Consider the following 23,177-nt stretch of genomic DNA (forward strand, 5'->3'; position numbering starts at 1 on the left):
GAAGATGAATTGTTAAACGATAAAATCGTGATTCACGGCGCAAGAGCGCATAACTTAAAGGATATCGACGTCACTATTCCCAAGAATAAGTTGGTTGTCATCAGTGGCCTCTCCGGTTCCGGGAAGAGTTCGTTAGCGTTTGATACCCTCTATGCGGAAGGCCAACGCCGTTACGTAGAAAGTCTATCGTCCTACGCCCGGCAGTTTTTGGGGCAAATGGACAAGCCGGACGTGGACTCGATTGACGGGTTAAGCCCGGCCATTTCGATCGACCAGAAGACGACCTCCAAGAACCCCCGGTCAACGGTCGGTACGGTGACCGAGATTAACGACTATCTTCGACTGCTGTGGGCCAGAGTGGGCACGCCGATCTGTCCTAACGATGGTACGAAGATTACCAGTCAGAGTGTGGAACAGATGGTCGATCAGGTGCTTGACCTGCCGGAGCGGACGAAGTTACAGGTGTTGTCACCGATCGTTCGGGCTAAGAAGGGCCAACACAAGAAGGTCTTTGACAAGATCCGGCGCGAAGGTTTCGTCCGCGTGCGGGTAGACGGGGACATCATGGATATTGACGATGTGCCGGAATTAAATAAGAATCAAAACCACGACATCGCGATTGTGATTGATCGGATTGTGGTCAAGAGTGGGATTCGGTCCCGGTTGTTCGATTCCTTTGAGGCGGCCCTGCGGTTGAGTGGGGGTTATGCGATTGCCGACTTAATCGACGGCGAACCCATGATCTTCTCGGAACATTACGCGTGCCCCGTCTGTGGGTTTACCGTGGGCGAACTGGAACCCCGGCTCTTCTCCTTCAACGCGCCATTTGGGGCTTGCCCGGACTGTGATGGTCTCGGTGTGAAGTTGGAAGTCGACTTAGATCTGGTCGTTCCCGATAAGACCAAGACGCTGCGTGAGGGGGCCTTGGCGCCCTGGAACCCGATCAGTTCGCAATACTACCCAGCCCTCTTGGAACAGGCTGCGGCAGCCTTTAACGTGGATATGGACGTGCCCTTTAAGGACTTGCCTAAGGCGGACCGCGACCTCGTGCTCTACGGGTCGCAGGGCAAGGAATTTCATTTCCACTATGAAAATGACTTTGGTGGTGTCCGTGACGTGGACGTTGCCTTTGAAGGGGTTGTCCCCAACGTTAATCGTCGTTACAAGGAGACCAACAGTGACTTCACCCGTGACGTGATGCGTAAGTACATGGCCGAATTGACCTGCCAGACGTGTCACGGCTACCGGTTGAACCGGCAGGCCTTGAGTGTTCAGGTGAACCATCAACACATCGGAGCGGTCTCTGATCTGCCCGTCGACAAGGAATTGGCTTTTTTCAAGGACCTGAAATTCGGCGAACAGAACCAAGTCATTGCCCAGCCGATTTTAAAGGAAATCCGTGACCGGTTGACGTTCTTACGGAACGTGGGTCTGGATTATCTGACGCTGAGTCGTTCGGCTCGGACGTTGTCCGGTGGGGAAGCGCAACGGATTCGGTTGGCCACGCAGATTGGCTCGAACCTGTCCGGGGTCCTATACATCTTGGATGAACCTTCAATTGGGTTGCACCAACGGGATAACGACCGGTTAATCGCGTCACTGAAGCAGATGCGGGATCTAGGGAATACGTTAATCGTGGTCGAACACGATGAGGATACCATGCGTGCCGCGGATTACATCGTGGATATTGGTCCCGGGGCCGGTGAGAACGGGGGCCACGTGATGGCTGCTGGCACGCCTAAGCAGGTGATGCGTTCCCGGAAATCCTTGACTGGCCAATACCTATCCGGCAAACGTTACATTCCGGTACCTTTGAAGCGGCGACCGGGGAATGGCAAGTCCATTCGCGTGACCGGTGCGGCCGAGAATAATTTGAAGGATATCACGGTAGATTTTCCATTAGGGGAATTCGTCGTGGTAACCGGGGTTTCCGGCTCTGGCAAGTCGACGCTGGTGAACACCATTTTGAAGCGAGCCTTGGCGCAGAAGCTGAATCGGAACTCGGAAAAACCCGGGAAATACAAGAGCATTGCCGGCGTCAAGAACATCGAACGTTTAGTCGACATCGATCAGAGTCCAATCGGACGGACGCCTCGGAGCAACCCGGCAACCTATACTGGCGTGTTTGACGACGTTCGGACACTGTTTGCCCAGACGAACGACGCTAAGATGCGGGGTTACCAGAAGGGCCGCTTTAGCTTCAACACCAAGGGAGGTCGTTGTGAGGCCTGCCACGGTGACGGGATTTTGAAGATTGAGATGAACTTTCTGCCCGACGTCTACGTTCCTTGTGAGGTCTGCCACGGCACGCGGTACAACTCCGAGACGCTGGAAGTCGAATACAAAGGAAAGAATATTGCCGACGTCTTGGACATGACGGTCAGCGAAGCCCTGAAGTTCTTTGAAGCCATTCCTAAGATTACGCGGAAGCTTCAGACCATTCAGGACGTGGGACTGGGCTACGTGAAGTTGGGGCAGCCCGCCACGACCCTGTCCGGTGGGGAAGCCCAGCGGATGAAGTTGGCCTCCGAGTTGCACAAGCAACAGAACGGGAAAAACTTCTACATCTTGGATGAACCCACAACTGGCCTCCACACCGATGATATCAAGCGCCTGTTGACGGTACTTCACCGGCTGGTTGATAAGGGCAACACGGTGTTGGTTATCGAACACAATTTAGATGTCATTAAGACGGCCGATCATTTGATTGACCTAGGTCCTGAAGGCGGGGAGGCCGGCGGAAACGTCGTCGCTACCGGTACGCCGGAAGAATTGGCCGAGGTCAAGAATAGCTATACTGGCCAGTACCTGAAGCCCGTCTTGGAACGGGATAAGGCACGCACGGAAGCAGACGCTGAATCGGCGTCATAAAAATGTAAACTGGGACGAGGAAGCTTGCTAATTAGCGGTTTCCCCGTCCCTTTTTGTTAGGTGAACTTGTTTACCTCAGTAAAAACCAGTACAATGGTTGAAAACCGGTCGCCACTTGACCGGAGTTGTGAGGAGATATGCAGACGATGTTTAATATGAATCGAACACGGTGGGGCTTTGACTGGAGTGAATTTATTCTCGGTATCTTATTCTTAGTTGCCGCGTACGGTCTATTCCGCTCACCCAAGATTGGCTTAACTGGTTTAGCGATTATTTTTGCCATTATGGCGCTATTAAGTGGATTTACCACGATTGCGGGTTACCGCAAGTTGCATGAAGCAACGGGCCTGCGAGCTAACTTTGCGTTGGTTTTAGGGATTTTAGATATTCTGATTGCTGTGGTCTTCTTCTTCGACATGAACAGTGCCATCGTAACGTTAGGGTATCTGTTTGCCATCTGGTTTATCGTTGATTCCCTGGAACGTTTACTGGTTGCTAGCCACTTGCGGAGCTTCGGTGGTTTTTACTTCTGGCTCTCGATTGTCTTTGACGTGCTGGCGCTGGTTGTGGGGATCATGTTGTTCGTGCACCCCGTGGTCGCGGCCCTGTCATTGAACGGCTTGATTGCCATCTTCTTCACCATCTTCGGGGTCAACGCCATCTGGATTTCCATCGCTCGTAGTCGGTAATGGTTATTATTGCCTGCGGCTGCCAGCAATTCCGCCTGCTGTGGGGACCGGTAAAAGCCTGGCGAAGCGGTCTTTTACCTCGACTTGGAGCCGAAGACCACGTCTCCAAGTGCGTCCAGTGAAGTAACCTGGCCAAAAACGCCAGCTAACTTCACACCCACGGCTGGCTCCATTACTGGCCTCCTCCGGCGTGTTCAGTCCGCATCATGCGTTTATGGTATCCGGTATCAATCACGTTGGCGAGGGCTATTCAGCCACCTTTGATTGACACTCACCACCGTAGCCGTGAGTGAAGCGCAGGATGAGCTCAGCCGTGGGATTTTCCGAGTGTCTTTCTCGGAAAATGGCGACTTGGAAACGCTGATTTGGGGCGGTTCCAAGCGAGTTTCGAGACCGCTCTTTGGCTCGGAACGCCCTCCCCACCGCGTTCCAGCTCATCCTGTGCGAACGGTAAGGCGACCAGGCCGACGTTAGGTTGCTGGCAGCCGTAGGCAATGTTGTTGGCCTAGATAACTAAACATCAATAGCGCTAGCTCCGACCGCATGGTGGGGCTGGCGTTTTTACTTGGGGATAAAAACTAACGGATTTGAGGAATTTAAGGGAATTGTTAGGAAAAGACACGCCCGGTGTGTTATACTGCTTAAAGACGTTTTTAAAGAAGCTGGAGGAGAGCCATGACAAATGAAATCCATTTAGTCATCATAACTGGGATGAGTGGTGCCGGGAAGACCGTCGCCATGCAGAGTTTTGAAGATCTGGGGTATTTCTGTATTGATAATATGCCACCTTCGCTACTACCCAAGTTTTGGGATTTAGTCCGTGAGTCTGGCAAACTGTCGAAGATTGCTCTGGTCATTGATTTACGGTCTCGGGCCTTTTACGATGAAATCGTCAATATGCTGAATAACGTGGCGGTTCACGGCACGATGAATGCTCAGGTCTTATTCCTGGACGCATCCGATGAGGAGCTGGTCTCGCGCTATAAGGAGACCCGGCGTTCCCATCCACTCGCTAGAAACGGCCGGGTGATGGAAGGCATTCAGCGCGAACGGCGGTTGTTGGCCCCGATTCGGCAGGCCGCTCAGTTGGTGATTGACACCACCTCGCTGAGCCCGCGAAAGTTGCGAGAAGAGATTTTTCACAACTACGAGACCGAGTCCGCCCAGGTTTTTCACATCGAAGTCATGTCGTTTGGATTTAAATACGGGCTGCCGATTGACGCCGATATCGTCATGGACGTGCGGTTCCTGCCCAATCCGTACTATATTCCGGCTTTACGGAATCAGACGGGGAAGGATCAGGAAGTCTACGATTACGTCATGGCCCAGCCCCAAACCGAAGAATTTTACGAACAATTTATCAAGCTCCTCACGACCATCGTGCCGGGCTATAAAAAAGAAGGTAAGGCAAATCTTACCATCGCGATTGGCTGTACGGGCGGGCAACACCGCTCCGTAGCCTTGGCGACGCGCATCGGTCAAGCACTAGGCAATACCTACCCAGTCCACGTGACCCATCGCGATATTGAGAAGCGAAAGGAGTCCGCTAACCGCTCATGAGAGATCCATTGCGTACCCGCCGGCCCAAGATTGTGGTCATTGGTGGGGGGACTGGTTTACCGGTCATCTTAAGCAACCTCCGCGACCGTGATGTCGATATCACGGCTGTAGTGACAGTTGCCGATGACGGCGGTTCTTCAGGGATTATTCGCCACTACGTTAACGTGGTGCCGCCTGGAGATATCCGTAACGTCATGGTGGCCCTGGCCGAAGTCCCATCTATTTATAAAGACCTGTTTCAATACCGATTCGAAACGACGGATGATTTCTTTGCTGGCCACGCCATTGGAAACCTAATCATTGCCGCCCTGTCGGAAATGAAGGGCGGTATTTTTGATGCTGTCCAGGAACTTTCCCAACTTATGCGGGTGAACGGTCACATTTATCCGGCCGCGAATGAGCCGTTGGAGCTGCACGCGCAGTTTGCCGATGGCAGTACGCTTAGTGGGGAATCCGAGATTACGGCGGCCCACAAGCTGATTAAACGGGTGTGGGTCGAGACCAGCAATCATCATGACCAGCCGCATGCGGTTCAGCAGGTGATTGATGCGATCATGGATGCCGACCAGATTGTTCTGGGTCCGGGGAGTCTATTTACCAGTATCTTGCCGAACTTGATGATCGATAGCGTGGGGCAAGCCGTCAAGGATAGTCCCGCCGAGGTCGTCTACATCTGCAATATCATGACGCAGAAGGGCGAGACGGAGAACTTTAGTGATGCCGATCACGTTCACGTCCTCAACCAACATTTGAACGAAAACTTTATTGATACGGTCCTGGTCAATTCACGAACGGTACCGGACCAATACATTGATTACCAGCGCTGGGACGAAATGTCGCAGCCAGTGCGTCACGATTTCCAGGGACTCCGCGATCAGGGGTGCCGGGTAATCTCGACGGATTTTCTCGAACTACGCGATAACGGGGCCTTTCATAACGGGCAAGAAGTGGTGAATGAACTGCTGAACCTGATTGGGCAACCCCGCTACCGCATGAAACGGAGGCTTTAACGAATGTCATATGCCAGTGAAGTGAAGAAAGAATTAACGACCCTTGAAGTTCATCGGGACAATGCCAAAGCCGAGCTGGTAGCGTTGATTCGGATGAACGGCGCTCTGGGATTAGCGAACCACCACTTCGTTCTGAACGTTCAGACGGAGAACCCAGCGATTGCCCGGCGGATGTACCAATTACTCAAGCAGTTCTATGATTTGGAAAGTGAACTGTTAGTCCGGCGCAAGATGAAGCTGAAGAAGAATAACTTATACATCGTGCGGGTGAAGACCGGCGTGACGGAAGTCCTGTCCGACCTGGGGATTTTTGACGGCATGCAGTTGCTTGAATCTGTCCCGGCGGAGATTTTAAATTCCGACATGTCCGTTCGTTCATACTTACGGGGGGCCTTTCTCGCCGGTGGGTCCGTGAACAATCCGGAAACTAGCCGGTACCACCTCGAGATTTACTCTCTATATGAAGAACACAATCAAATGATTGCGGAGATGATGAACCGTTACAATCTGAACGCGCGGACCATCGTGCGGCGGAGTGGCTACATCACCTACCTCAAGAGTGCCGAGGAGATTGCGGATTTTCTGTCATTGATTGGGGCCACGACGTCCATGCTGAAGTTCGAAGACATTCGGATTATGCGAGACATGCGGAACTCAGTCAATCGGCTGGTCAACTGCGAGAACGCCAACCTGGATAAGGTGGCCAACGCCTCCACGCGGCAGATTGACAACATTCAATTTATCGATGCGACGGTTGGCTTGGGCCAGTTGCCGATTAAGCTACGCGAAGTTGCCGAGACCCGGTTGGCGCACAAAGAAGTTAGCCTGAAAGAACTGGGCGATCTCGTGCCGGGTGGGCCTATTTCCAAGTCGGGGATTAATCACCGGCTACGGAAGATTAACGACTACGCTAAGCAGTTGCGTGAACAGGCTTCTGCTTAAAGTTTTAAATATAACGAGACCTCGAGCTGAATGGCTGGAGGTCTTTTTGGACTGGTTTGAGCTCGCTAGAGATAGTGTCCTTGAACGAGAGGCCTGGACGACCTTTATCGACCTACACCAGCGATTCCATAAAAAAAGCCACCCAACGCTCACAGTCGTTGGGTGGTTTCGTTTAAATTGAACGCAAATTACTTAGTTTGTTCGCTACTGTTGGTCATGATGTGGTCGATTAACCCGTAATCGACGGCTTCTTGAGCACTCAAGTAGTTATCCCGTTCAGTGTCTTGGTTCAGACGTTCAACGGGTTGACCGGAATTGTCGGCTAAAATCTTGTTGATTAATTCACGCGTCTTCAAGATTTCACGCGCTGCAATTTCGATTTCGGTTTGTTGTCCTTGGGCACCACCGGATGGTTGGTGAATCATCACTTGGGCGTGAGGCAAAGCAAACCGCTTGCCCTTGGTCCCGGATGAAGCCAGGACGCTGGCCATGGAAGCTGCCATCCCTAAGGTGATCGTTTGCACGTCAGATTGGATGAAGTTCATGGTATCGTAGATGGCTAAGCCGGAAGAAACCACACCACCGGGTGAGTTGATGTAAAGTGAAATGTCCTTGGTGGAGTCTTGGGCATCCAAGAAGAGCAATTGTGCAATGATGGCGTTGGCCATGTCATCTTCGATTGGGCCGGATAACATGATGATCCGGTCTTTTAATAGTCGTGAATAGATATCATAGGCCCGTTCGCCACGGGATGATTGTTCAATAACTGTAGGTACTAAATTCATGACAAGATAGCCTCCCTTATTTATTTAACGTAGAAATGGCTAGCGATTGCTAACATGTTGCTAGTGTACCGCTATGGTCAGAGTAGGTCAAACAATATGACTTCGATAATTTTGACAACCATTTGACTAGAACTATCATACCAGAAATTGGCTAAACGTCACGTATTCTATCACTTCGGGCGACCGGTTACGCCAAAAAATTGACCACTTACGGGGGAGCTATTTATTTTTGGCCAGCCATATGGTTAACTTAAAAAGACGAAAGGGGGGAGCGATTTGAAAATTCACGTTGCGGTCGATCAACAGCTTACTGAGCCGGAAGTAACCATACGGGTGCCGGCGCAGACGCCACTCGTCGATCAGCTGGTGGCGGCTGTCGAAGATGTTGCGGCGGGTGACCGCCAATTGACCTTTAGCTGGCATGGCGAGAGCTACCGCGTTAAGCTTGCCGATATCTTGTTTTTCGAAGCCAGCGATCACCAGGTGGCGGTGCATACGGCGACGGCCCGATACACGACCAGTCAGCGGCTGTATGAGTTGGCGGCTAGCCTCCCGCCACAGTTCATGCGGGTTTCCAAGTCGGCCATCCTCAATCGAACGCAGGTCTGCTCACTGGAACACGCGGTGACGGGCAACCTGGTTAAATTTCAAAATTCACACAAGCAACTCTACGTGTCCCGGCGCTACTATCAGGCCTTGAAGCGGGCATTAGAGGAAAAGGGGTAAAATTATGCGTAAACGAGCAAATTGGTTCTGGGGCGTCTTCTTGGTTCTAGGTGCCGTGGTATTGGTGACGAGTCAACTGGGAATCTTTAGTTACCACGTGGGACTTTGGCCGCTCTTACTCGCGGTCTTTCTGGTGGCCGCCTTTGTCGAGAGCCTGATGCATCTGGCCGTCTGGGGGATGGTGTTCTCACTGGCCTTTCTGGCGATTATCTTTGCCCGACCGTTGGGAATTACGGCGTTAGTTCCCTGGACGATTCTGATTGCGGCGGTCTTACTGTCGCTAGGGCTGTCACTCATCATCCGGCCCAAACGTTGGTATCACTATGACTGGCGGGCACAGGGAAACTGGTCACACCATCATCACCGTGACTGGTCAGCGGATGCCGACGACGTGGAAACTCTGGATGACCCAGACATCGCAGTGAACGTGAGCATGAGCAACAGCATTCGCTTTCTCCAATCCGCTGATTTTCGCCGCGCGGACGTCCGTGTCTCGATGGGGAATGCAAAATTATACTTTGACGATGTGACGTTGAGCGATCAGGGGGCAACCATCACGGTGGATGTCCATCTTGGCGGTGTACAACTGTACGTGCCGACGTCCTGGAACGTACAGGTCGATGTCGACGCTGACCTTGGCAGTGTCGAGACGACCGGTGAACCGGATGATTCTGACGGACCATTGGTGATTATCACGGGCCGCGTACCGCTGGGAGGTTTGGGAATCATTTATGTTTAAGTGCCAGTCGCTGCTTTTTAGCGCAGGTTTCGGCTGTCTAGAATTGGTACACAAGCATTTGGAGATAATCAGTAGGCGTGCGGGCAGTAGCGGCTGGCACGCCTTTTTGGGCTAGAAAAAAGGTCCCATCCACGAGGGATGAGACCAAGCCGCTTTGGTAGTAATGCGCCCGGAGGGAATCGAACCCCCATTTCAAGAACCGGAATCTTACGTGCGATCCATTACACTACGGGCGCATAGTGATTAACAACACCTTAACCACTATAACTGATTTTGGATAAAAATACAAGCACGATTCTGCCAAAAAAAGACAATTAAATTGCGGGGACGTTCTCGTCTCGGACTAGCGGTGAGAAATTACCATCAGATAGCCACGATGAGAAGAATCATGCTATAATATCGGCATTAACTTTTCAGTGGAGGATAGCGAATGACGCGACATAAAACTTTTCGCCTCGTCGTGGATGCATTGTTGATGGCGATTGTCTTACTACAAAATATTCTACCTTTTCTGGGGTATATTCCGTTAGGACCGTTCAGTATGACGCTGATTGGGTTGACGGTCATCGTGGCCGGGACGGCGCTGGGGCCCAAGGATGGCCTGCTCATCGGGGGCTTCTGGGGGCTGATTACGTTCGTTCGAGCCTTCACTTGGCCATCGAGTCCGGTAGCGCCTCTGGTCTTCACCAATCCATTGGTGTCGGTCGTGCCACGGCTCTTGATGGGGCTGGGCGCCGGTCTGGTTTATTTGTGGGGACGCAATCGGCAATGGTCGATGCGCCGATCGATGCGCTGGGCCGCGGCCGTGGCGGCGTTGATTAACACGCTGTTGGTGCTAGGCTTGGTCTATTTCTTCTATCAAACACCGGCCGTGGCAACGGCCTTTGGCGCCAAGGGGAATCAAACGTTGGGCTATGTCCTGATGCTTTCCCTGGTGACTAACGCCGTCCCCGAATTGATCCTGGATGTGGTAGTGGCCCCGTTGATTGCGGCGCCACTGCGCAAACGGTGGGATAAGATTAATCATGTGGTCCGGTGAGCGGATAAGATTGTCGGTTAAATTTAAATCAAATTCAAAGCGTGAGTTGACAAGGACTCACGCTTTTTTATGTTGACCACGGTTCCAAAACATCAAAAAAGCCGCAACCATCACTGGTTACGGCTAACTGATGCGCCCGGAGGGAATCGAACCCCCATTTCAAGAACCGGAATCTTACGTGCGATCCATTACACTACGGGCGCAAAACGCTTTGCTCTTTTTGAGCACCTAACTACTATAACTGAACCTGAATATAAATTCAAGGGGTCGTTTAAATATTTTTTTGTTTCCTCAGCATAGCCTCCCAAATCTTCGGGAGTGTTGGCTTGCAAAGTCGTGGTTGGGGGCTTATACTAACAATCGTGAAGGTTAGCAATTGGTTGGCCTGAATTTTTTTGAGTAAGGTGGGCGTTAGGTGACCCTAGCTGGTCGCTAACCGTCCCACTAGGAGGTAAGTCGGATGCGTGAAGATTGGCAATGGGTTGAAGCCATCATGCCTCAAATGGTGACGAAATTAACCAGCCGGTTCCGCGTCCTACAAGGCATTGCGAACACGCAACCGGTGGGGCGGCGAACTTTAGCCACCCATCTGGATTGTTCCGAACGCACGATTCGAACGGCCACTGACGCTTTGGCCGAGTTGGGTTTTGTCCAAATGTCGGTCAAGGGGATGCAGATCACGCCAGCTGGGCAACGGCTATTGCGGGGGTTGGCCCCGGTAATGAATGACTTGTCTGGTTGGCAGGAACGTGAACAACGGTTGGCGGCTAAGCTACACATTGCCCACTGTACGATTGTGCCCGGTGACAGTACTGCGCCGACGGGATCGTTGCTGGCAATGGCCCAGGCGGCCCAGCAGGTCTTAACGGATCAACTGCCGGTCGGGAAGAGTACCATTGCCGTGATGGGTGGTCATACGTTGGCAACCGTGGCATCCGTGTTGACGCCGGCCTTGTCGATTAATCGGCAGTTATTATTTGTGCCGGCACGTGGCGGTGTGGGTGAATCGCCCGCCATCCAAGCCAATGCGGTGAGTGCCCAGATGGCCCAACAAACCAACGGCCAATTTCGCTCCTTGTTTATCCCCGAGCAATTAAATACGGCGACCTATAAGCCGCTGTTTGCGGAGCCCGCAATTCATGAGGTGCTCCAGCTGATTGCCCAAAGTAACGTCGTGATTCACGGCATTGGCCAGGCCTTTGTGATGGCCAAACGCCGAAAGATTTCGCCCCACGTGATCGCCGATTTAACGGCGGCACATGCCGTGGGAGAGGCCTTTGGCTATTTCTTTGATGCCGAGGGCCATGTGGTCAGCAAGTTTCCACGAATTGGCGTAGAAATTTCTGATTTAGCCGCTAAAGAATTAGTCGTCGCCGTTGCCGGCGGCGCCGAGAAGGGGGCTGCAATTGCGGCCTACATGCATTTAGCGCCAGCTTCGACTTGGTTAATAACTGACGAAGGAGCTGCTGACTTTGTTTTAAAAAAGTGATACACTTAACACGTACTGCTTTTTAAAAAATTATTCTTTATTTGCTTCCTGAAGGAGGAAATCACAGTATGACTGTAAAGATTGGTATTAATGGTTTCGGACGTATCGGCCGTTTGGCTTTCAAGCGGATTCACGAACTCCACTCAAGTGACATCGAAGTTGTTGCCATCAACGATTTGACGACACCTTCAATGTTAGCTTACTTGTTGAAGTATGACTCAACGCATGGCCGTTTCCCTGGTGAAGTTTCATCAACGGACAAGGGTATCGTGGTTGACGGTAAGGAATACCCTGTATACGCTGAACCAAAGGCTCAAAACATTCCTTGGGTTAAGAACGACGGTGTTGACTTCGTCCTCGAATGTACCGGTTTCTACACTTCCGAAGAAAAGTCTCAAGCACATATCGATGCTGGTGTTAAGCGGGTATTGATCTCCGCTCCAGCCGGTGCCGTTACGACTGTTGTTCCTGGCGTTAACTTGGACGTCTTGAGCAAGGACGATGTGATCGTTTCTGCTGGTTCTTGCACGACCAACTGCTTGGCCCCAATGGCATACTTCTTAAACGAAGAATTTGGCATCAAGGCTGGGACGATGACGACTATCCACGCCTTCACTTCTACTCAAATGATCTTGGATGGCCCTCGTGGCAAGAAGATGCGTAACAACCGTACCGCAAGCATCAACACCATTCCTCACTCAACTGGTGCTGCTAAGGCTATCGGTTTAGTTATCCCTGACTTGAAGGGTAAGTTACAAGGCCATGCACAACGTGTTGGTGTTGTTGACGGTTCCTTGACTGAATTAGTAACTGTTCTGGACAAGAAGGTTACTGCTGACGAAGTCAACGAAGCAATCAAGAAGCACACTGAAGGTAACGATGCCTTTGGTTACAACGCTGATGAAATTGTTTCTACTGATATCATCGATGACGACCATGGTTCTGTTTACGACCCAACGCAAACGGAAGTTACCACTGCCGGTGACACCCAATTAGTTAAGACTGTTGCTTGGTACGACAACGAATGGGGCTTCACTTGCAACATGGTTCGGACCTTATTGCACTTCGCTACGCTCTAATCAGCTAGCCGCGCAAGTCGGTTAAATTTAAACAGTTAATGAGTTAAACGCGGCGGAGGAGGGCATTCTCCGACGCGTTTTTCATTAGTTATGAAAATTAACACAAGTCCTTTGAAATCTGAAGGTAAGTGCTGTATATTGTGAAAGTAATCTTTTATTTTGATAAGCAATCAAGGAGGGTTTTCTAAATTGGCTAAATTAACAGTTTCTGATTTAGACTTAAAGGGCAAAAAAGTCCTGATGCGGGTCGACTTCAACGTCCCGATCAAAGACGGTGTGATCGGTAACGATAACCGTATCGTCGCTGCATTACCAACGATCAAATACGTAAGTGAACATGGTGGTAAGGCCATCCTGTTATCTCACTTGGGTCGGATCAAGAAGGAAGAAGACAAGCCAGGTTTGTCCATGCGTCCAGTCGCAGAACGCCTGTCAAACTTGTTAAACAAGCCAGTTACCTTCGTCCCAACGACGGAAGGTAAACAACTCGAAGATGCTATTGATGGTCTGAGCGACGGCGATGTTTTAGTTATGGAAAACACCCGTTACGAAGATGTTAAGAATGGCGAAAACGTCAAGCGCGAATCCGGTAACGACCCTGAATTGGGTAAGTACTGGGCTTCATTGGGTGACGTCTTCGTTAACGATGCATTCGGTACGGCTCACCGTTCCCACGCCTCTAACGTTGGGATTGCGTCCAACATGGGCCAAACCGCTGCCGGTTTCTTGATGGAAAAGGAAATCAAGTTTATCGGTGGTGCCGTGGATAACCCAGAACACCCATTCGTTGCCATCTTGGGTGGTGCCAAGGTTTCCGACAAGATCGGTGTGATCGACAACTTGCTGGCTAAGGCCGACAAGATTCTTATCGGTGGTGGGATGACTTACACGTTCTACGCCGCTAAGGGCATGAAGATTGGGAACTCTTTGGTTGAAAAGGACAAGATTGATTTAGCCAAGGAAATCTTAGACAAGGCTGGCGACAAGCTGGTTCTGCCTACGGATTCCGTTGTTGCTGAAAAGTTCGATAACGATGCCGCCCACAAGACGGTTGACGGTGATATTCCTGATGGCTACATGGCCTTGGATATCGGACCAAAGTCTGTTGCTGAATTCGAAGATGTTTTGAAGTCAGCTAAGACGGTTGTTTGGAACGGCCCAATGGGTGTCTTCGAAATGAGTAATTATGCAGAAGGTACCTTGGAAATCGGTAAGTTCTTAGGGACTTTGACCGAAGCCAAGACCATCGTTGGTGGTGGGGATTCCACTGCTGCCGTTCAACAACTCGGTGTTGCTGACAAGTTGTCCCACATTTCTACTGGTGGTGGCGCTTCTCTGGAATACCTTGAAGGTAAGACGTTACCAGGAATTGCCGCAATTTCTGATAAGTAAATTTTTAAAGAGCTGTGGTGCCAGTCATCATGGCTTTTTATTATGATGCGCTCTGATTGTGAAGACACTTCACTGGCTAATTGACGGTGAGTTCGGTAAGATGATGAGCGTAGTCAATTTATTTTGAGAAAGGGTGGATTAGGTTGCGGATACCCCTGATTGCAGGTAACTGGAAAATGAATAAGTCGGTTGCGGAAGCCCGCAGTTTTATTGAAGCTGTTCAGGGTAAGTTGCCGGCTGCTGACACCGTGGAAACGGCGATTGCGGCCCCAGCACTGTTCTTACAAACGATGCTGGACGCTAATCACGACCAGGTCTTACGAATTGCCGCGGAGACGTGTTACTACGAAGACGAAGGCGCCTATACGGGTGAAACTAGCCCTAAGGCCCTCCACGAGATGGGCATTCCCTACACCATCGTGGGTCACTCCGAACGGCGCCGGTACTTTAACGAAACGGATGATGTCATCAACCGTAAAGTGCTCGCCGTTTTGCGCAACGGAATGACGCCCATCGTGTGTTGCGATGAGACGATGGGACGGCGGGAGTCCGGTGAGAAGATTCATTGGGTGGTTAACCAAGTCTCTGCTGCCCTGAAAGGGGTTAGTTTAGAGGATGCCGCCAAGATTGTGATTGCCTATGAACCCAGTTGGGCGATTGGCAGTGGCACCTCGGCGTCGTCCGACCAAGCGGAAGAGGGCTGTTACCTGATTCGCCAGACGTTGGCCGACATCTATTCGGATGAGGTGGCCAACGGCGTCCGGGTCTTATATGGTGGGAGTGTTAAACCCGACAATATCGCTGGGTTAATGCGACGAGACAACGTTGATGGCGTGTTAGCCGGGGGTTCTAGCCTCGATGAACAGTCATTTATTCAGCTCGCAAACTACCAAAATTTGTAAAACGGTCAAAATGTGATTGAAAGTTCAAAGTTAAACTTATAGAATGATACATGGGATGGTTGTCTAGTTCCCGTGAAGCCAAACTTTCATAAGGAGAGAATACAAAAAAATGTCTATTATTTCTGATATTTACGCACGCGAAGTCTTAGATTCTCGTGGTAACCCAACTGTTGAAGTTGAACTCTACACCGAAGCCGGTGCTATGGGCCGGGGGATCGTTCCTTCTGGTGCCTCAACTGGTGAACACGAAGCCGTTGAACTTCGTGATGGCGACAAGAGTCGTTTCATGGGTAAGGGTGTTACTAAGGCCGTTGACAACGTTAACAACCTGATTGCCAAGGAAATCGTTGGCTACGATGTTACCGACCAACGCGCTATCGACCAAGCCATGATCGACTTGGATGGTACGCCAAACAAGGGTAAGTTAGGGGCCAACGCCATCTTAGGTGTTTCCTTAGCTGCTGCCCGTGCTGCTGCTGACGAATTAGGCCAACCTTTGTACAACTACTTAGGCGGGTTCAATGGTCACGTTTTACCTACGCCAATGATGAACGTTATCAACGGTGGGAAGCATGCCAACAACAAGGTTGACTTCCAAGAATTCATGATCATGCCTGTTGGTGCTAAGAGTGTCAAGGAAGCTATCCGGATGGGTTCCGAAACGTTCCACAACTTGAAGAACTTGTTGAACGAAAAGGGTTACTCTACTGCCGTTGGTGACGAAGGTGGTTTTGCACCTGACTTGAAGAACAACGAAGAACCATTCGAAATCTTAGTTGAAGCGATCAAGAACGCCGGTTACGTACCTGGTAAGGACGTTGCGATTGCCTTTGACTGTGCTTCATCAGAATTCTACAATGCTGACACCAAGAAGTACGAACTTAAGGGTGACGGTAAGGAATACACTGCTGAAGAATTCGTTACCTTACTTGAAGGTATCGTTGACAAGTACCCAGTTGTTTCCATCGAAGATCCTTTGGATGAAAACGAATGGGAAGACTGGCAAATGGCTACGAAGCGCTTAGGCAAGAAGGTCCAAATCGTGGGTGACGACTTGTTCGTTACGAACACGGACTACTTGGCTAAGGGGATCAAGATGGGTGTTGGTAACTCTATCTTAATCAAGCTGAACCAAATCGGGACTTTGACTGAAACTGTTGAAGCCGTTGAAATGGCTAAGCAAGCTGGCTACACGGCCGTTATCTCTCACCGTTCTGGTGAAACTGAAGACACGACTATCGCCGACTTAGTTGTTGCCCTGAACGCTGGTCAAATCAAGACTGGTTCTATGAGCCGTGGCGAACGGATCGCTAAGTACAACCAATTAATGCGGATCGAAGACCAATTAGGTAAGACTTCCGAATACAAGGGGATTCACTCCTTCTACAACTTGGACGAAGACGCACGTCTGGCCATCGTTAACAAGTAATTCAAAAGTTTAAATCAGAAAGTGGTTATCACTCACTACGGTGGGGGATGACCACTTTTTTTGCTATCTCCCAAATATTTACCGACTTTTCACGGAGTTAAGGGGTATAAGGGGGAATTTGATGATGAAGATGAAGTGGCAACAAGGCGTGATGTTGAGTTTATTTGCCGGTGGTTTCTGGATTGGTAGCGGTGGCGTTGTTGGGCTGGCGGATGATAGCGGCAAGCCGTACGCGCTACAAGTTAATTACATGATTCGCGGAAAGGACGAGGGGATGGTCGAAGTCGATCGGCTTTACAAGACCGAAGTCCTGCAGGTCAAACCAGGCGACCCGATCTCGGGGAAGCCGGAGTTGGCCGCCTATCTTTCGAGTATGCGGCCGAGCATGACCGCCCCAGAATCGGCGGATAGACCCATGGTATGGACCTATACGGGCTCCCGGAAGATCGCGAATGTTAAGCTTAAATACGTTGACTCGCAAACAAAAGTGACGGTCGCCAGTCGAATGATTGCGGGGAACGTGACGGTCGGCGGTAGACTGAACATTGCGGCGCCAGCGGGCTATCGCCTGATGAATCCGAGCGATGTGACACGTATCGTTAAAGCGCGTAGTGAGACGTGGGAGGTGTTAATCACGCCGAAGACGGCGTCGGTGGGGACCGCACCGTCTAATGAAGCGGAGAAGCCGGGGCCACAACCAGCTGAGAAGCCCCATCAACCCGGGAATTCCAGTCAAAGTGAAAAGCCCGACCAAAGTGAGAAGCCAACCTCACCAACTCCCACCGAGCGGCCGCAACGACCGGGGACGGGGAGTCCGCTACCGATTCAGCCAGCTCCGATCCCTACGCCCCAGCCGTCCTTTCCCGTGGGTAGCCCGGGACTAGCCATCCTGCCAGTGGTCAATGCCCTTGATGAGCGACCGGTGACTGCCGAATCGCAGCCGCATGTGAGCACGCCACCGGTAGGGAATACTACCACCAATCTCGATCACGTCTCAGAACTCACTGAGCAGCCCGTCGCGGCCATTGACGATGAGTCACCATCAACTAGGCCGACTGGGGCAACCAAGCCGGCTAAGGCGAAAAGAACGGCTGATTCGCCGCAATTTAAGGCTGGTGGTCGACGCTGGTTGGTGCAGCCCACGCAGACTTCATCACGGCGAAAATTACCGTAAACGAACGAACAAACGACAAAGGGGAGTCTGTGGGGGTTGGTAGCGCTAGCAGGAATTGGGGCCAGTCGTTTTTGGCGTTTTCGCGACTAATCACGGGTAAATCTGTGATAGACTAGTTGCTGGACGATAAAAGACGGAGGAATCAGCACATGCAGAAGAAACAACACATTCAACCAGACTTAACGCGACTCAACGCCATTTTCTTTGGGGCCCTCGTGGGGCTATTTGCGGGGATTGTGGTGAGCGTTTTTCGCCTGTTGATTGAGCATATGCTGATTTTTGTTCAAGGTCTCTATGGCTGGTTGGGGCAGCATCCCTGGTGGCTGATTCCCTGGGCCATGCTGCTGGTCATCATTGCATTAGTAGTTGGTCATTGGGTCAAGCAGACGCCGATGATTAAGGGATCAGGGATTCCTCAGGTCGAAGGACAGTTGGCTGGTGAGCTGGACTATGCTTGGTGGTCCGTGCTGTGGAAGAAATTTGTCAGTGGCGTCTTGGGGATTGGTTCCGGGCTCTTTCTCGGGCGGGAAGGACCATCCATTCAGTTGGGCGGGACTGTCGCCCAAGGCCTGGCCTATCGCTTGGGCTTTAAGGGGACACAGCGCCGACTGGTGATTGCCGGGGGTGCGGCCGCGGGGCTTTCTGCGGCGTTTAACGCGCCAATTGCGTCTACCCTATTTATTCTAGAAGAGGTCTATCACAGTTTCTCAACCTTGGTCTGGCTAACGGCCTTGACCAGCGCGGTCGTGGCCAATTTCGTTTCCAACGGGATCTTTGGCTTAACGCCCGTGTTACATATTAATTATCACCAGGCGCTTCCCCTGAAATACTACGGGTTGTTGTTAATCCTGGGTATCGGTCTCGGCGTGCTAGGCTATGGTTATCAGTGGGTGACATTGCGAGTGGGTAGCTGGTATGCCAAGCTCAAATGGTTGCCGAGTCATCTCGATGGGATTATTCCCTTTCTCGCGGTGATTCCCATCGGTCTCATGTGGCCGTTGGCGCTGGGCGGTGGCAACCAAATGATCGTGACGTTTGCTAAGGAAACGCCACTACTATTGCCACTCATTGGCTACTTTATCCTGCGTTTTTGTTTCTCGACAGTGAGCTACGGTTCCGGGCTACCCGGGGGAATCTTCCTGCCCATTCTGACGCTCGGGGCGTTACTTGGCGCAATTGGCGCGCGGGTCTTCGTCCTGCTGGGCTGGTTACCGGCCATGTTCGTCGCTAATTTTATTATTTATGCGATGGCCGGTTACTTTGCTGGGATTTCCAAGGCACCGTTCACGGCGATCTTACTGATTACGGAAATGGTTGGAACACTTCATCACCTGATGCCCTTGGCTGTGGTCGCCATCGTCGCCTACATCACGGTCGATCTGTTGGGTGGTGCCCCAATCTACGAGGCCATGCTCCAACAGCTGGTGAAGCCAGCCGAGACGAACCGGGATGGTGTGGCCGACCGGGTAGAATACGCGGTCGGAGAGAACTCCGGCTTCGATAGTCAACAAGTTCGGGACCTGACGTGGCCCGATGGGTCGTTGTTGGTTGCGGTTCGACGCGGTGAACGCGAGGTTATTCCCAATGGGGATACCATCATTAAATCTGGCGACACCTTAATTATTTTCACCTACCGTCACAACCGGGCCTATGTCCGACAACGGCTGACGCAGCTGGATCATTCGCCCCATCGTTTACTGGATTAAGTGAGCGCGGGACTGGTAAAACCGGCCGGACTATGATAAATTAGGAAGAGTATAGTTAGACCTATTAGACCTATTCGATAGGTAGGAGGCAAATTTGTGTATAATTTTTTAATGACCTGTATTTTAATTGTCAGTGTTTTAATCATTATTGCGGTAATGATGCAACCTGCTAAGACCAACGATGCTTTGTCCGCCTTATCTGGTGGTGCCGATGACTTATTCGCTAAGTCTAAGCCACGAGGGTTTGAAGCCTTCATGCAAAAGGTCACCGTCGTCTTGGGGGAAATCTTCTTTGGATTGGCATTGGCTTTAGTTTTTCTATCTTCACACTAGAGATTTGAGCCTCCTGTTTGTGTTCGCTACAGGGGGCTTTTTTACAGCTAGTGGTGGGTTGAGAACCAGCCCGAGGATTTCCTCGAATCGTGCGCAGGCACGAAGTTCACGAAGACTATCTCAGCAATAGCGGAAAGTGGTGGTTTTACATGATTCGAAAACCAACCCAGCTCTTCTTTGAGCAGGGGCCTCACGCAGTTATTCTGCTGCACGCCTATTCGGGTAGTTCTAACGATATGCGCTTGCTAGCGCGCCGGCTAGAGAGCGAAAATTACACGGTGCTTGCCCCGATCTTTACGGGACACGCCACGGGCGACCCCGCGGATATTTTACGAGAGGGATCGCCGCGAAAATGGTGGCAGGACACGCGCGATGCCATTGCGGCGCTACGTCGCAGGGGGTACCAGCAGATTGCCATCTTCGGGTTATCCCTGGGCGGTTTGTTTGCGACCCGCGCGTTGCAGACCGATCCGCAGTTGGCAGGTGGTGGAACGATTGCGTCACCCGTGGTCTTTCGCGGGCAGACGCATGTTCCGGAGGCATTCATTCAGATGGCGCGCGCGGCCTACCAGCAGCAAAAGCTGGATGGCCCCGATATTGCCAACCGGATGGCCTGGATTCAGGAACATTTGCCGGCCCAGTTGACCGCCATTCAGGCATTTACGGATACAACGGCGACCCACCTCGATCAGGTGAAACAGCCGGTCTTCATCGCCCAAGGGGATGCGGACCAGATGATTGATCCACGGTCGGGTAAGTGGTTGGCCGAGGCTTATCCGAGCCAACAGACTGATTTTCACGAATATGCCGGAGCCGGCCACGTCTTAACGGTCAACTCGGCACACCACGCCTTAGAGGCGGATATATTGACGTATTTACACACAATCTTTTAAAAATAACGAGGAATCGATAGTGCAAGATAATTTAAAGAGTGATTTAACAGCGTTCTTCCGGGCACACTCGGACCAGAACTACACAGTAGAAGATATTTCAGATGCACTGCACTACCACGGCTCAGCGGCTTTCAAGCTGATCGTGCAGGAGTTAGCGCAACTGGAACGGGACGGCTTAGTTCAAGTGACTGAACACGGCCATTTTCAGCTCGATCCAAGCCAACGGACATTGACCGGGATTTTCCACGGCAATGACAAGGGCTTTGGGTTCGTGGCTTACGACGAGAATAAGGTTGAACCGGATGCCTACATTGCACCCAACAATACGTTGCGGGCATTGAACGGTGATACGGTTAAGATCGAAATCGTCCGGGCCGGCGACCCGCGGAGCGGTAAAGGTCCCGAGGGTAAAGTCACGGAAATTGTGGAACACCACTACGAACAAGTCGTGGGTGAGTTCATGCAGACCGACGATGACGCCGGCTACTTGGGCCAAGTCCGTCTGACCGACAAGAAGGTCATGAAGTATAAGTTCTACGTGACCAACGTGGGGTTGAACCCAACGCCGGGTGAAGTGGTGACGGCTGAAATTACGGAATACCCTAACGATGTGCATCCTGATGCCATGGTGGGGATTGCCAAGCAAGTCATCGGTAGCGTGGACGATCCGGGGATTGATATCTTACAGATTGTTTACCAACACAACATTCCTTCCGAGTTCCCTGAAGAGGTCATGCAGGCCGCCGATGAGATTCCGGATCACGTGCTCCCCGAAGAAATGAAGGGCCGCGAAGACATCACGGACCAAGACTTGGTCACCATTGATGGCGAGTCCTCTAAAGACTTGGATGATGCCGTTACGGTTTGGAAATTAGACAACGGGAACTACCATTTAGGGGTTCACATTGCCGATGTTTCGCACTACGTCCAGGAAGATTCAATTCTGGATAAGGAAGCTTACAAGCGGGGAACCAGTGTTTACCTGACCGACCGCGTGATTCCAATGTTGCCACGGCGTCTGTCCAACGGGATTTGCTCGTTAAACGAGGGCGAATTGCGGTTGTGCATGAGCTGTGACATGGAAATTGATCCCGATGGTCACGTCGTCAAGCACCGGATTCATCCGTCCGTAATGCGGTCGAAGGCCCGAATGACTTACACGGCCGTTAACCAAATCTTGGAAGCTCACGATCCCGTAACCATGGATCGGTACAAGGCCCTCGTGCCAATGTTTGAACAAATGGGTGACTTACACCGGATCTTGGTTAAGCAACGGAAGCGTCGTGGAGCCATTGACTTTGATGATCGCGAAGCCGAAATCATCGTGGATGACAAGGGTCACGCCATCGATGTTAAGTTGCGGACGCGGGGCATGGCTGAGCGGATGATCGAATCCTTCATGTTGGCGGCCAACGAAACGGTTGCGGAACACTACTTCCGCGCCAAGGTGCCATTCCTGTACCGGGTTCACGAAACGCCAGATGGTGATCGTGTCCGGAGCTTCTTCGAATTCTTGACGGCCTTCGGGATTAACGTCAAGGGTGATCCTAACCACTTGCGGCCAAAGATGCTACAAGGTATCTTAAAGCAGGTTGCTGGTAAGCCGGAAGAAGCCATGGTTTCCGTGATGATGTTGCGGAGTCTAAAGCAGGCGCGGTATGCCGATCAATCCCTGGGTCACTTTGGCTTGGGTGCCGAGTTCTACACTCACTTTACGTCGCCAATTCGGCGGTATCCTGATACCATGGTTCACCGGATGATTCATTATTACGAAGACCACGGGATCAACGACGCCAGCAAGGAAAAGTTTGCCCCAATCTTGGAAGAGATCGGTGTGCACACGTCTGAAGCTGAACGGCGGGCGATTGATGCCGAACGGGATACCAACGACATGAAGATGGCCGAATACATGGCCGACCATGTTGGTGAAGAGTTCGACGCCGTGGTTAGCTCCGTCATGAAGTTTGGGATGTTCGTAGAGCTACCAAACACCATTGAAGGGCTGATTCACATCAGTCGGATGCAGGATGACTACTATGAATACGTCGAAAAGTACCTGGCCTTAGTGGGTCGGAATACGCGGCGGACGTACAAGATTGGCCAGAAGATTCGGGTCAAGGTCATTCATGTTGACAAGGAACAAAGCGAAATTGATTTTGAATTGTTGAACCCAGAGGATGCCCCAGTTAGCGATCTGCTACCAAAGAGAGAGCACCGTTCACGCGGTGGTCGCAATGGGAATTTCCACGGTCGCAACAATAATAACAATCATAGTGGTAACGGCAACCAACACGGTGGTAACCGAAATGGCAATCATCGTAATGGGAACCAACGGTCGACCAACCAACACGGCAATGGCAACCATCGTAATGCGAACAATGGGGGTCAACACCGTAATTCACAGGGTGGCCGACACTAA

19 protein-coding genes and 2 tRNA genes are annotated in these 23,177 nt (G+C 51.4%); 18 read left to right on the forward strand and 3 right to left on the reverse strand.

All coding sequences use genetic code 11. The features are described 5' to 3' along the window. Window positions 1-9: 9 nt before the first annotated feature. The 5 genes from uvrA to whiA all read left to right on the forward strand — a co-directional run bounded on the left by uvrA (window position 10) and on the right by whiA (window position 7,072). Window positions 10-2,871: an excinuclease ABC subunit UvrA gene (gene uvrA / locus KB236_01450; protein ID UIF29455.1), complete on the forward strand. Its 2,862-nt coding sequence runs from the start codon at window positions 10-12 to the stop codon at window positions 2,869-2,871. Between the two features lie 146 nt (window positions 2,872-3,017). Then, window positions 3,018-3,560, forward strand: a complete 543-nt coding sequence (locus tag KB236_01455) for a DUF308 domain-containing protein (protein ID UIF30258.1) — start codon at window positions 3,018-3,020, stop codon at window positions 3,558-3,560. A 675-nt stretch (window positions 3,561-4,235) separates the two neighbouring features. After that, window positions 4,236-5,120, forward strand: coding sequence for an RNase adapter RapZ (rapZ, locus tag KB236_01460; GenBank protein UIF29456.1), 885 nt, complete (start codon window positions 4,236-4,238; stop codon window positions 5,118-5,120). Beyond that, complete coding sequence (locus KB236_01465; GenBank protein ID UIF29457.1) at window positions 5,117-6,130, forward strand: YvcK family protein; 1,014 nt, start codon at window positions 5,117-5,119, stop codon at window positions 6,128-6,130. The genes rapZ and KB236_01465 overlap by 4 nt, the downstream gene beginning before the upstream one ends. 3 nt (window positions 6,131-6,133) lie before the next feature. Further along, on the forward strand, window positions 6,134-7,072 hold the full coding sequence (whiA, locus tag KB236_01470; GenBank protein UIF29458.1) for a DNA-binding protein WhiA: 939 nt from the start codon (window positions 6,134-6,136) through the stop codon (window positions 7,070-7,072). A gap of 188 nt (window positions 7,073-7,260) precedes the next feature. Here the strand turns inward: whiA and clpP are convergent, their stop codons facing one another. Beyond that, a complete protein-coding gene (clpP, locus tag KB236_01475; GenBank protein UIF29459.1) occupies window positions 7,261-7,857 on the reverse strand; it encodes an ATP-dependent Clp endopeptidase proteolytic subunit ClpP in 597 nt (198 codons plus the stop codon). 276 nt (window positions 7,858-8,133) lie between these two features. Between clpP and KB236_01480 the strand changes: the two genes are divergently transcribed. Both KB236_01480 and KB236_01485 read left to right on the forward strand, forming a co-directional pair. Beyond that, window positions 8,134-8,583: a LytTR family transcriptional regulator gene (locus KB236_01480; protein UIF29460.1), complete on the forward strand. Its 450-nt coding sequence runs from the start codon at window positions 8,134-8,136 to the stop codon at window positions 8,581-8,583. 4 nt (window positions 8,584-8,587) lie between these two features. Further along, a complete protein-coding gene (locus tag KB236_01485; protein ID UIF29461.1) occupies window positions 8,588-9,322 on the forward strand; it encodes a hypothetical protein in 735 nt (244 codons plus the stop codon). 164 nt (window positions 9,323-9,486) lie between these two features. On the opposite strand, the gene KB236_01490 is transcribed toward KB236_01485, so the two are convergent. Then, window positions 9,487-9,558, reverse strand: a tRNA-Arg gene (locus tag KB236_01490). A gap of 194 nt (window positions 9,559-9,752) precedes the next feature. Between KB236_01490 and KB236_01495 the strand changes: the two genes are divergently transcribed. Then, on the forward strand, window positions 9,753-10,361 hold the full coding sequence (locus KB236_01495; protein UIF29462.1) for an ECF transporter S component: 609 nt from the start codon (window positions 9,753-9,755) through the stop codon (window positions 10,359-10,361). 131 nt (window positions 10,362-10,492) lie between these two features. Here the strand turns inward: KB236_01495 and KB236_01500 are convergent. Further along, window positions 10,493-10,564 (reverse strand) — tRNA-Arg (locus KB236_01500). A gap of 257 nt (window positions 10,565-10,821) precedes the next feature. Here KB236_01500 and KB236_01505 point away from each other — a divergent pair. The 10 genes from KB236_01505 (at window position 10,822) to rnr (ending at window position 23,177) form a co-directional block, all read left to right on the forward strand. Then, window positions 10,822-11,850 carry a sugar-binding domain-containing protein gene (locus KB236_01505; protein ID UIF29463.1) on the forward strand — a complete coding sequence of 343 codons (1,029 nt, stop codon included), beginning with the start codon at window positions 10,822-10,824 and terminating at the stop codon, window positions 11,848-11,850. Window positions 11,851-11,918: 68 nt separating this feature from the next. Then, complete coding sequence (gene gap / locus KB236_01510) at window positions 11,919-12,929, forward strand: type I glyceraldehyde-3-phosphate dehydrogenase (GenBank protein ID UIF29464.1); 1,011 nt, start codon at window positions 11,919-11,921, stop codon at window positions 12,927-12,929. Window positions 12,930-13,118: 189 nt separating this feature from the next. Beyond that, window positions 13,119-14,321, forward strand: coding sequence for a phosphoglycerate kinase (locus KB236_01515; protein UIF29465.1), 1,203 nt, complete (start codon window positions 13,119-13,121; stop codon window positions 14,319-14,321). Between the two features lie 143 nt (window positions 14,322-14,464). Then, window positions 14,465-15,223, forward strand: a complete 759-nt coding sequence (gene tpiA / locus KB236_01520; GenBank protein ID UIF29466.1) for a triose-phosphate isomerase — start codon at window positions 14,465-14,467, stop codon at window positions 15,221-15,223. A 109-nt stretch (window positions 15,224-15,332) separates the two neighbouring features. Further along, complete coding sequence (gene eno, locus KB236_01525) at window positions 15,333-16,652, forward strand: phosphopyruvate hydratase (protein UIF29467.1); 1,320 nt, start codon at window positions 15,333-15,335, stop codon at window positions 16,650-16,652. A gap of 121 nt (window positions 16,653-16,773) precedes the next feature. Beyond that, complete coding sequence (locus tag KB236_01530; GenBank protein ID UIF29468.1) at window positions 16,774-17,826, forward strand: hypothetical protein; 1,053 nt, start codon at window positions 16,774-16,776, stop codon at window positions 17,824-17,826. 149 nt (window positions 17,827-17,975) lie between these two features. Next, entirely contained in the window at window positions 17,976-19,532 is a 1,557-nt protein-coding gene (locus tag KB236_01535) for a ClC family H(+)/Cl(-) exchange transporter (protein UIF29469.1), read from the forward strand. A 96-nt stretch (window positions 19,533-19,628) separates the two neighbouring features. Next, window positions 19,629-19,865, forward strand: coding sequence for a preprotein translocase subunit SecG (gene secG, locus KB236_01540; GenBank protein UIF29470.1), 237 nt, complete (start codon window positions 19,629-19,631; stop codon window positions 19,863-19,865). 149 nt (window positions 19,866-20,014) lie between these two features. After that, window positions 20,015-20,758: an alpha/beta fold hydrolase gene (locus tag KB236_01545; GenBank protein UIF29471.1), complete on the forward strand. Its 744-nt coding sequence runs from the start codon at window positions 20,015-20,017 to the stop codon at window positions 20,756-20,758. Between the two features lie 19 nt (window positions 20,759-20,777). Next, window positions 20,778-23,177: a ribonuclease R gene (gene rnr / locus KB236_01550; GenBank protein ID UIF29472.1), complete on the forward strand. Its 2,400-nt coding sequence runs from the start codon at window positions 20,778-20,780 to the stop codon at window positions 23,175-23,177.

The organism is Levilactobacillus brevis, assembly GCA_021383565.1.
Lineage (GTDB): Bacteria > Bacillota > Bacilli > Lactobacillales > Lactobacillaceae > Levilactobacillus > Levilactobacillus brevis_B.

Bases quoted from the DNA above. Each gene is read 5' to 3' on its own strand.
- rapZ (UIF29456.1), top strand. From the start codon at position 4,236: ATGACAAATGAAATCCATTTAGTCATCATAACTGGGATGAGTGGTGCC.
- eno (UIF29467.1), top strand. From the start codon at position 15,333: ATGTCTATTATTTCTGATATTTACGCACGCGAAGTCTTAGATTCTCGT.
- clpP (UIF29459.1), bottom strand. From the start codon at position 7,857: ATGAATTTAGTACCTACAGTTATTGAACAATCATCCCGTGGCGAACGG.
- gap (UIF29464.1), top strand. From the start codon at position 11,919: ATGACTGTAAAGATTGGTATTAATGGTTTCGGACGTATCGGCCGTTTG.
- whiA (UIF29458.1), top strand. From the start codon at position 6,134: ATGTCATATGCCAGTGAAGTGAAGAAAGAATTAACGACCCTTGAAGTT.
- KB236_01455 (UIF30258.1), top strand. From the start codon at position 3,018: ATGTTTAATATGAATCGAACACGGTGGGGCTTTGACTGGAGTGAATTT.
- KB236_01545 (UIF29471.1), top strand. From the start codon at position 20,015: ATGATTCGAAAACCAACCCAGCTCTTCTTTGAGCAGGGGCCTCACGCA.
- KB236_01495 (UIF29462.1), top strand. From the start codon at position 9,753: ATGACGCGACATAAAACTTTTCGCCTCGTCGTGGATGCATTGTTGATG.
- KB236_01530 (UIF29468.1), top strand. From the start codon at position 16,774: ATGATGAAGATGAAGTGGCAACAAGGCGTGATGTTGAGTTTATTTGCC.
- KB236_01535 (UIF29469.1), top strand. From the start codon at position 17,976: ATGCAGAAGAAACAACACATTCAACCAGACTTAACGCGACTCAACGCC.
- KB236_01505 (UIF29463.1), top strand. From the start codon at position 10,822: ATGCGTGAAGATTGGCAATGGGTTGAAGCCATCATGCCTCAAATGGTG.
- KB236_01485 (UIF29461.1), top strand. From the start codon at position 8,588: ATGCGTAAACGAGCAAATTGGTTCTGGGGCGTCTTCTTGGTTCTAGGT.
- KB236_01465 (UIF29457.1), top strand. From the start codon at position 5,117: ATGAGAGATCCATTGCGTACCCGCCGGCCCAAGATTGTGGTCATTGGT.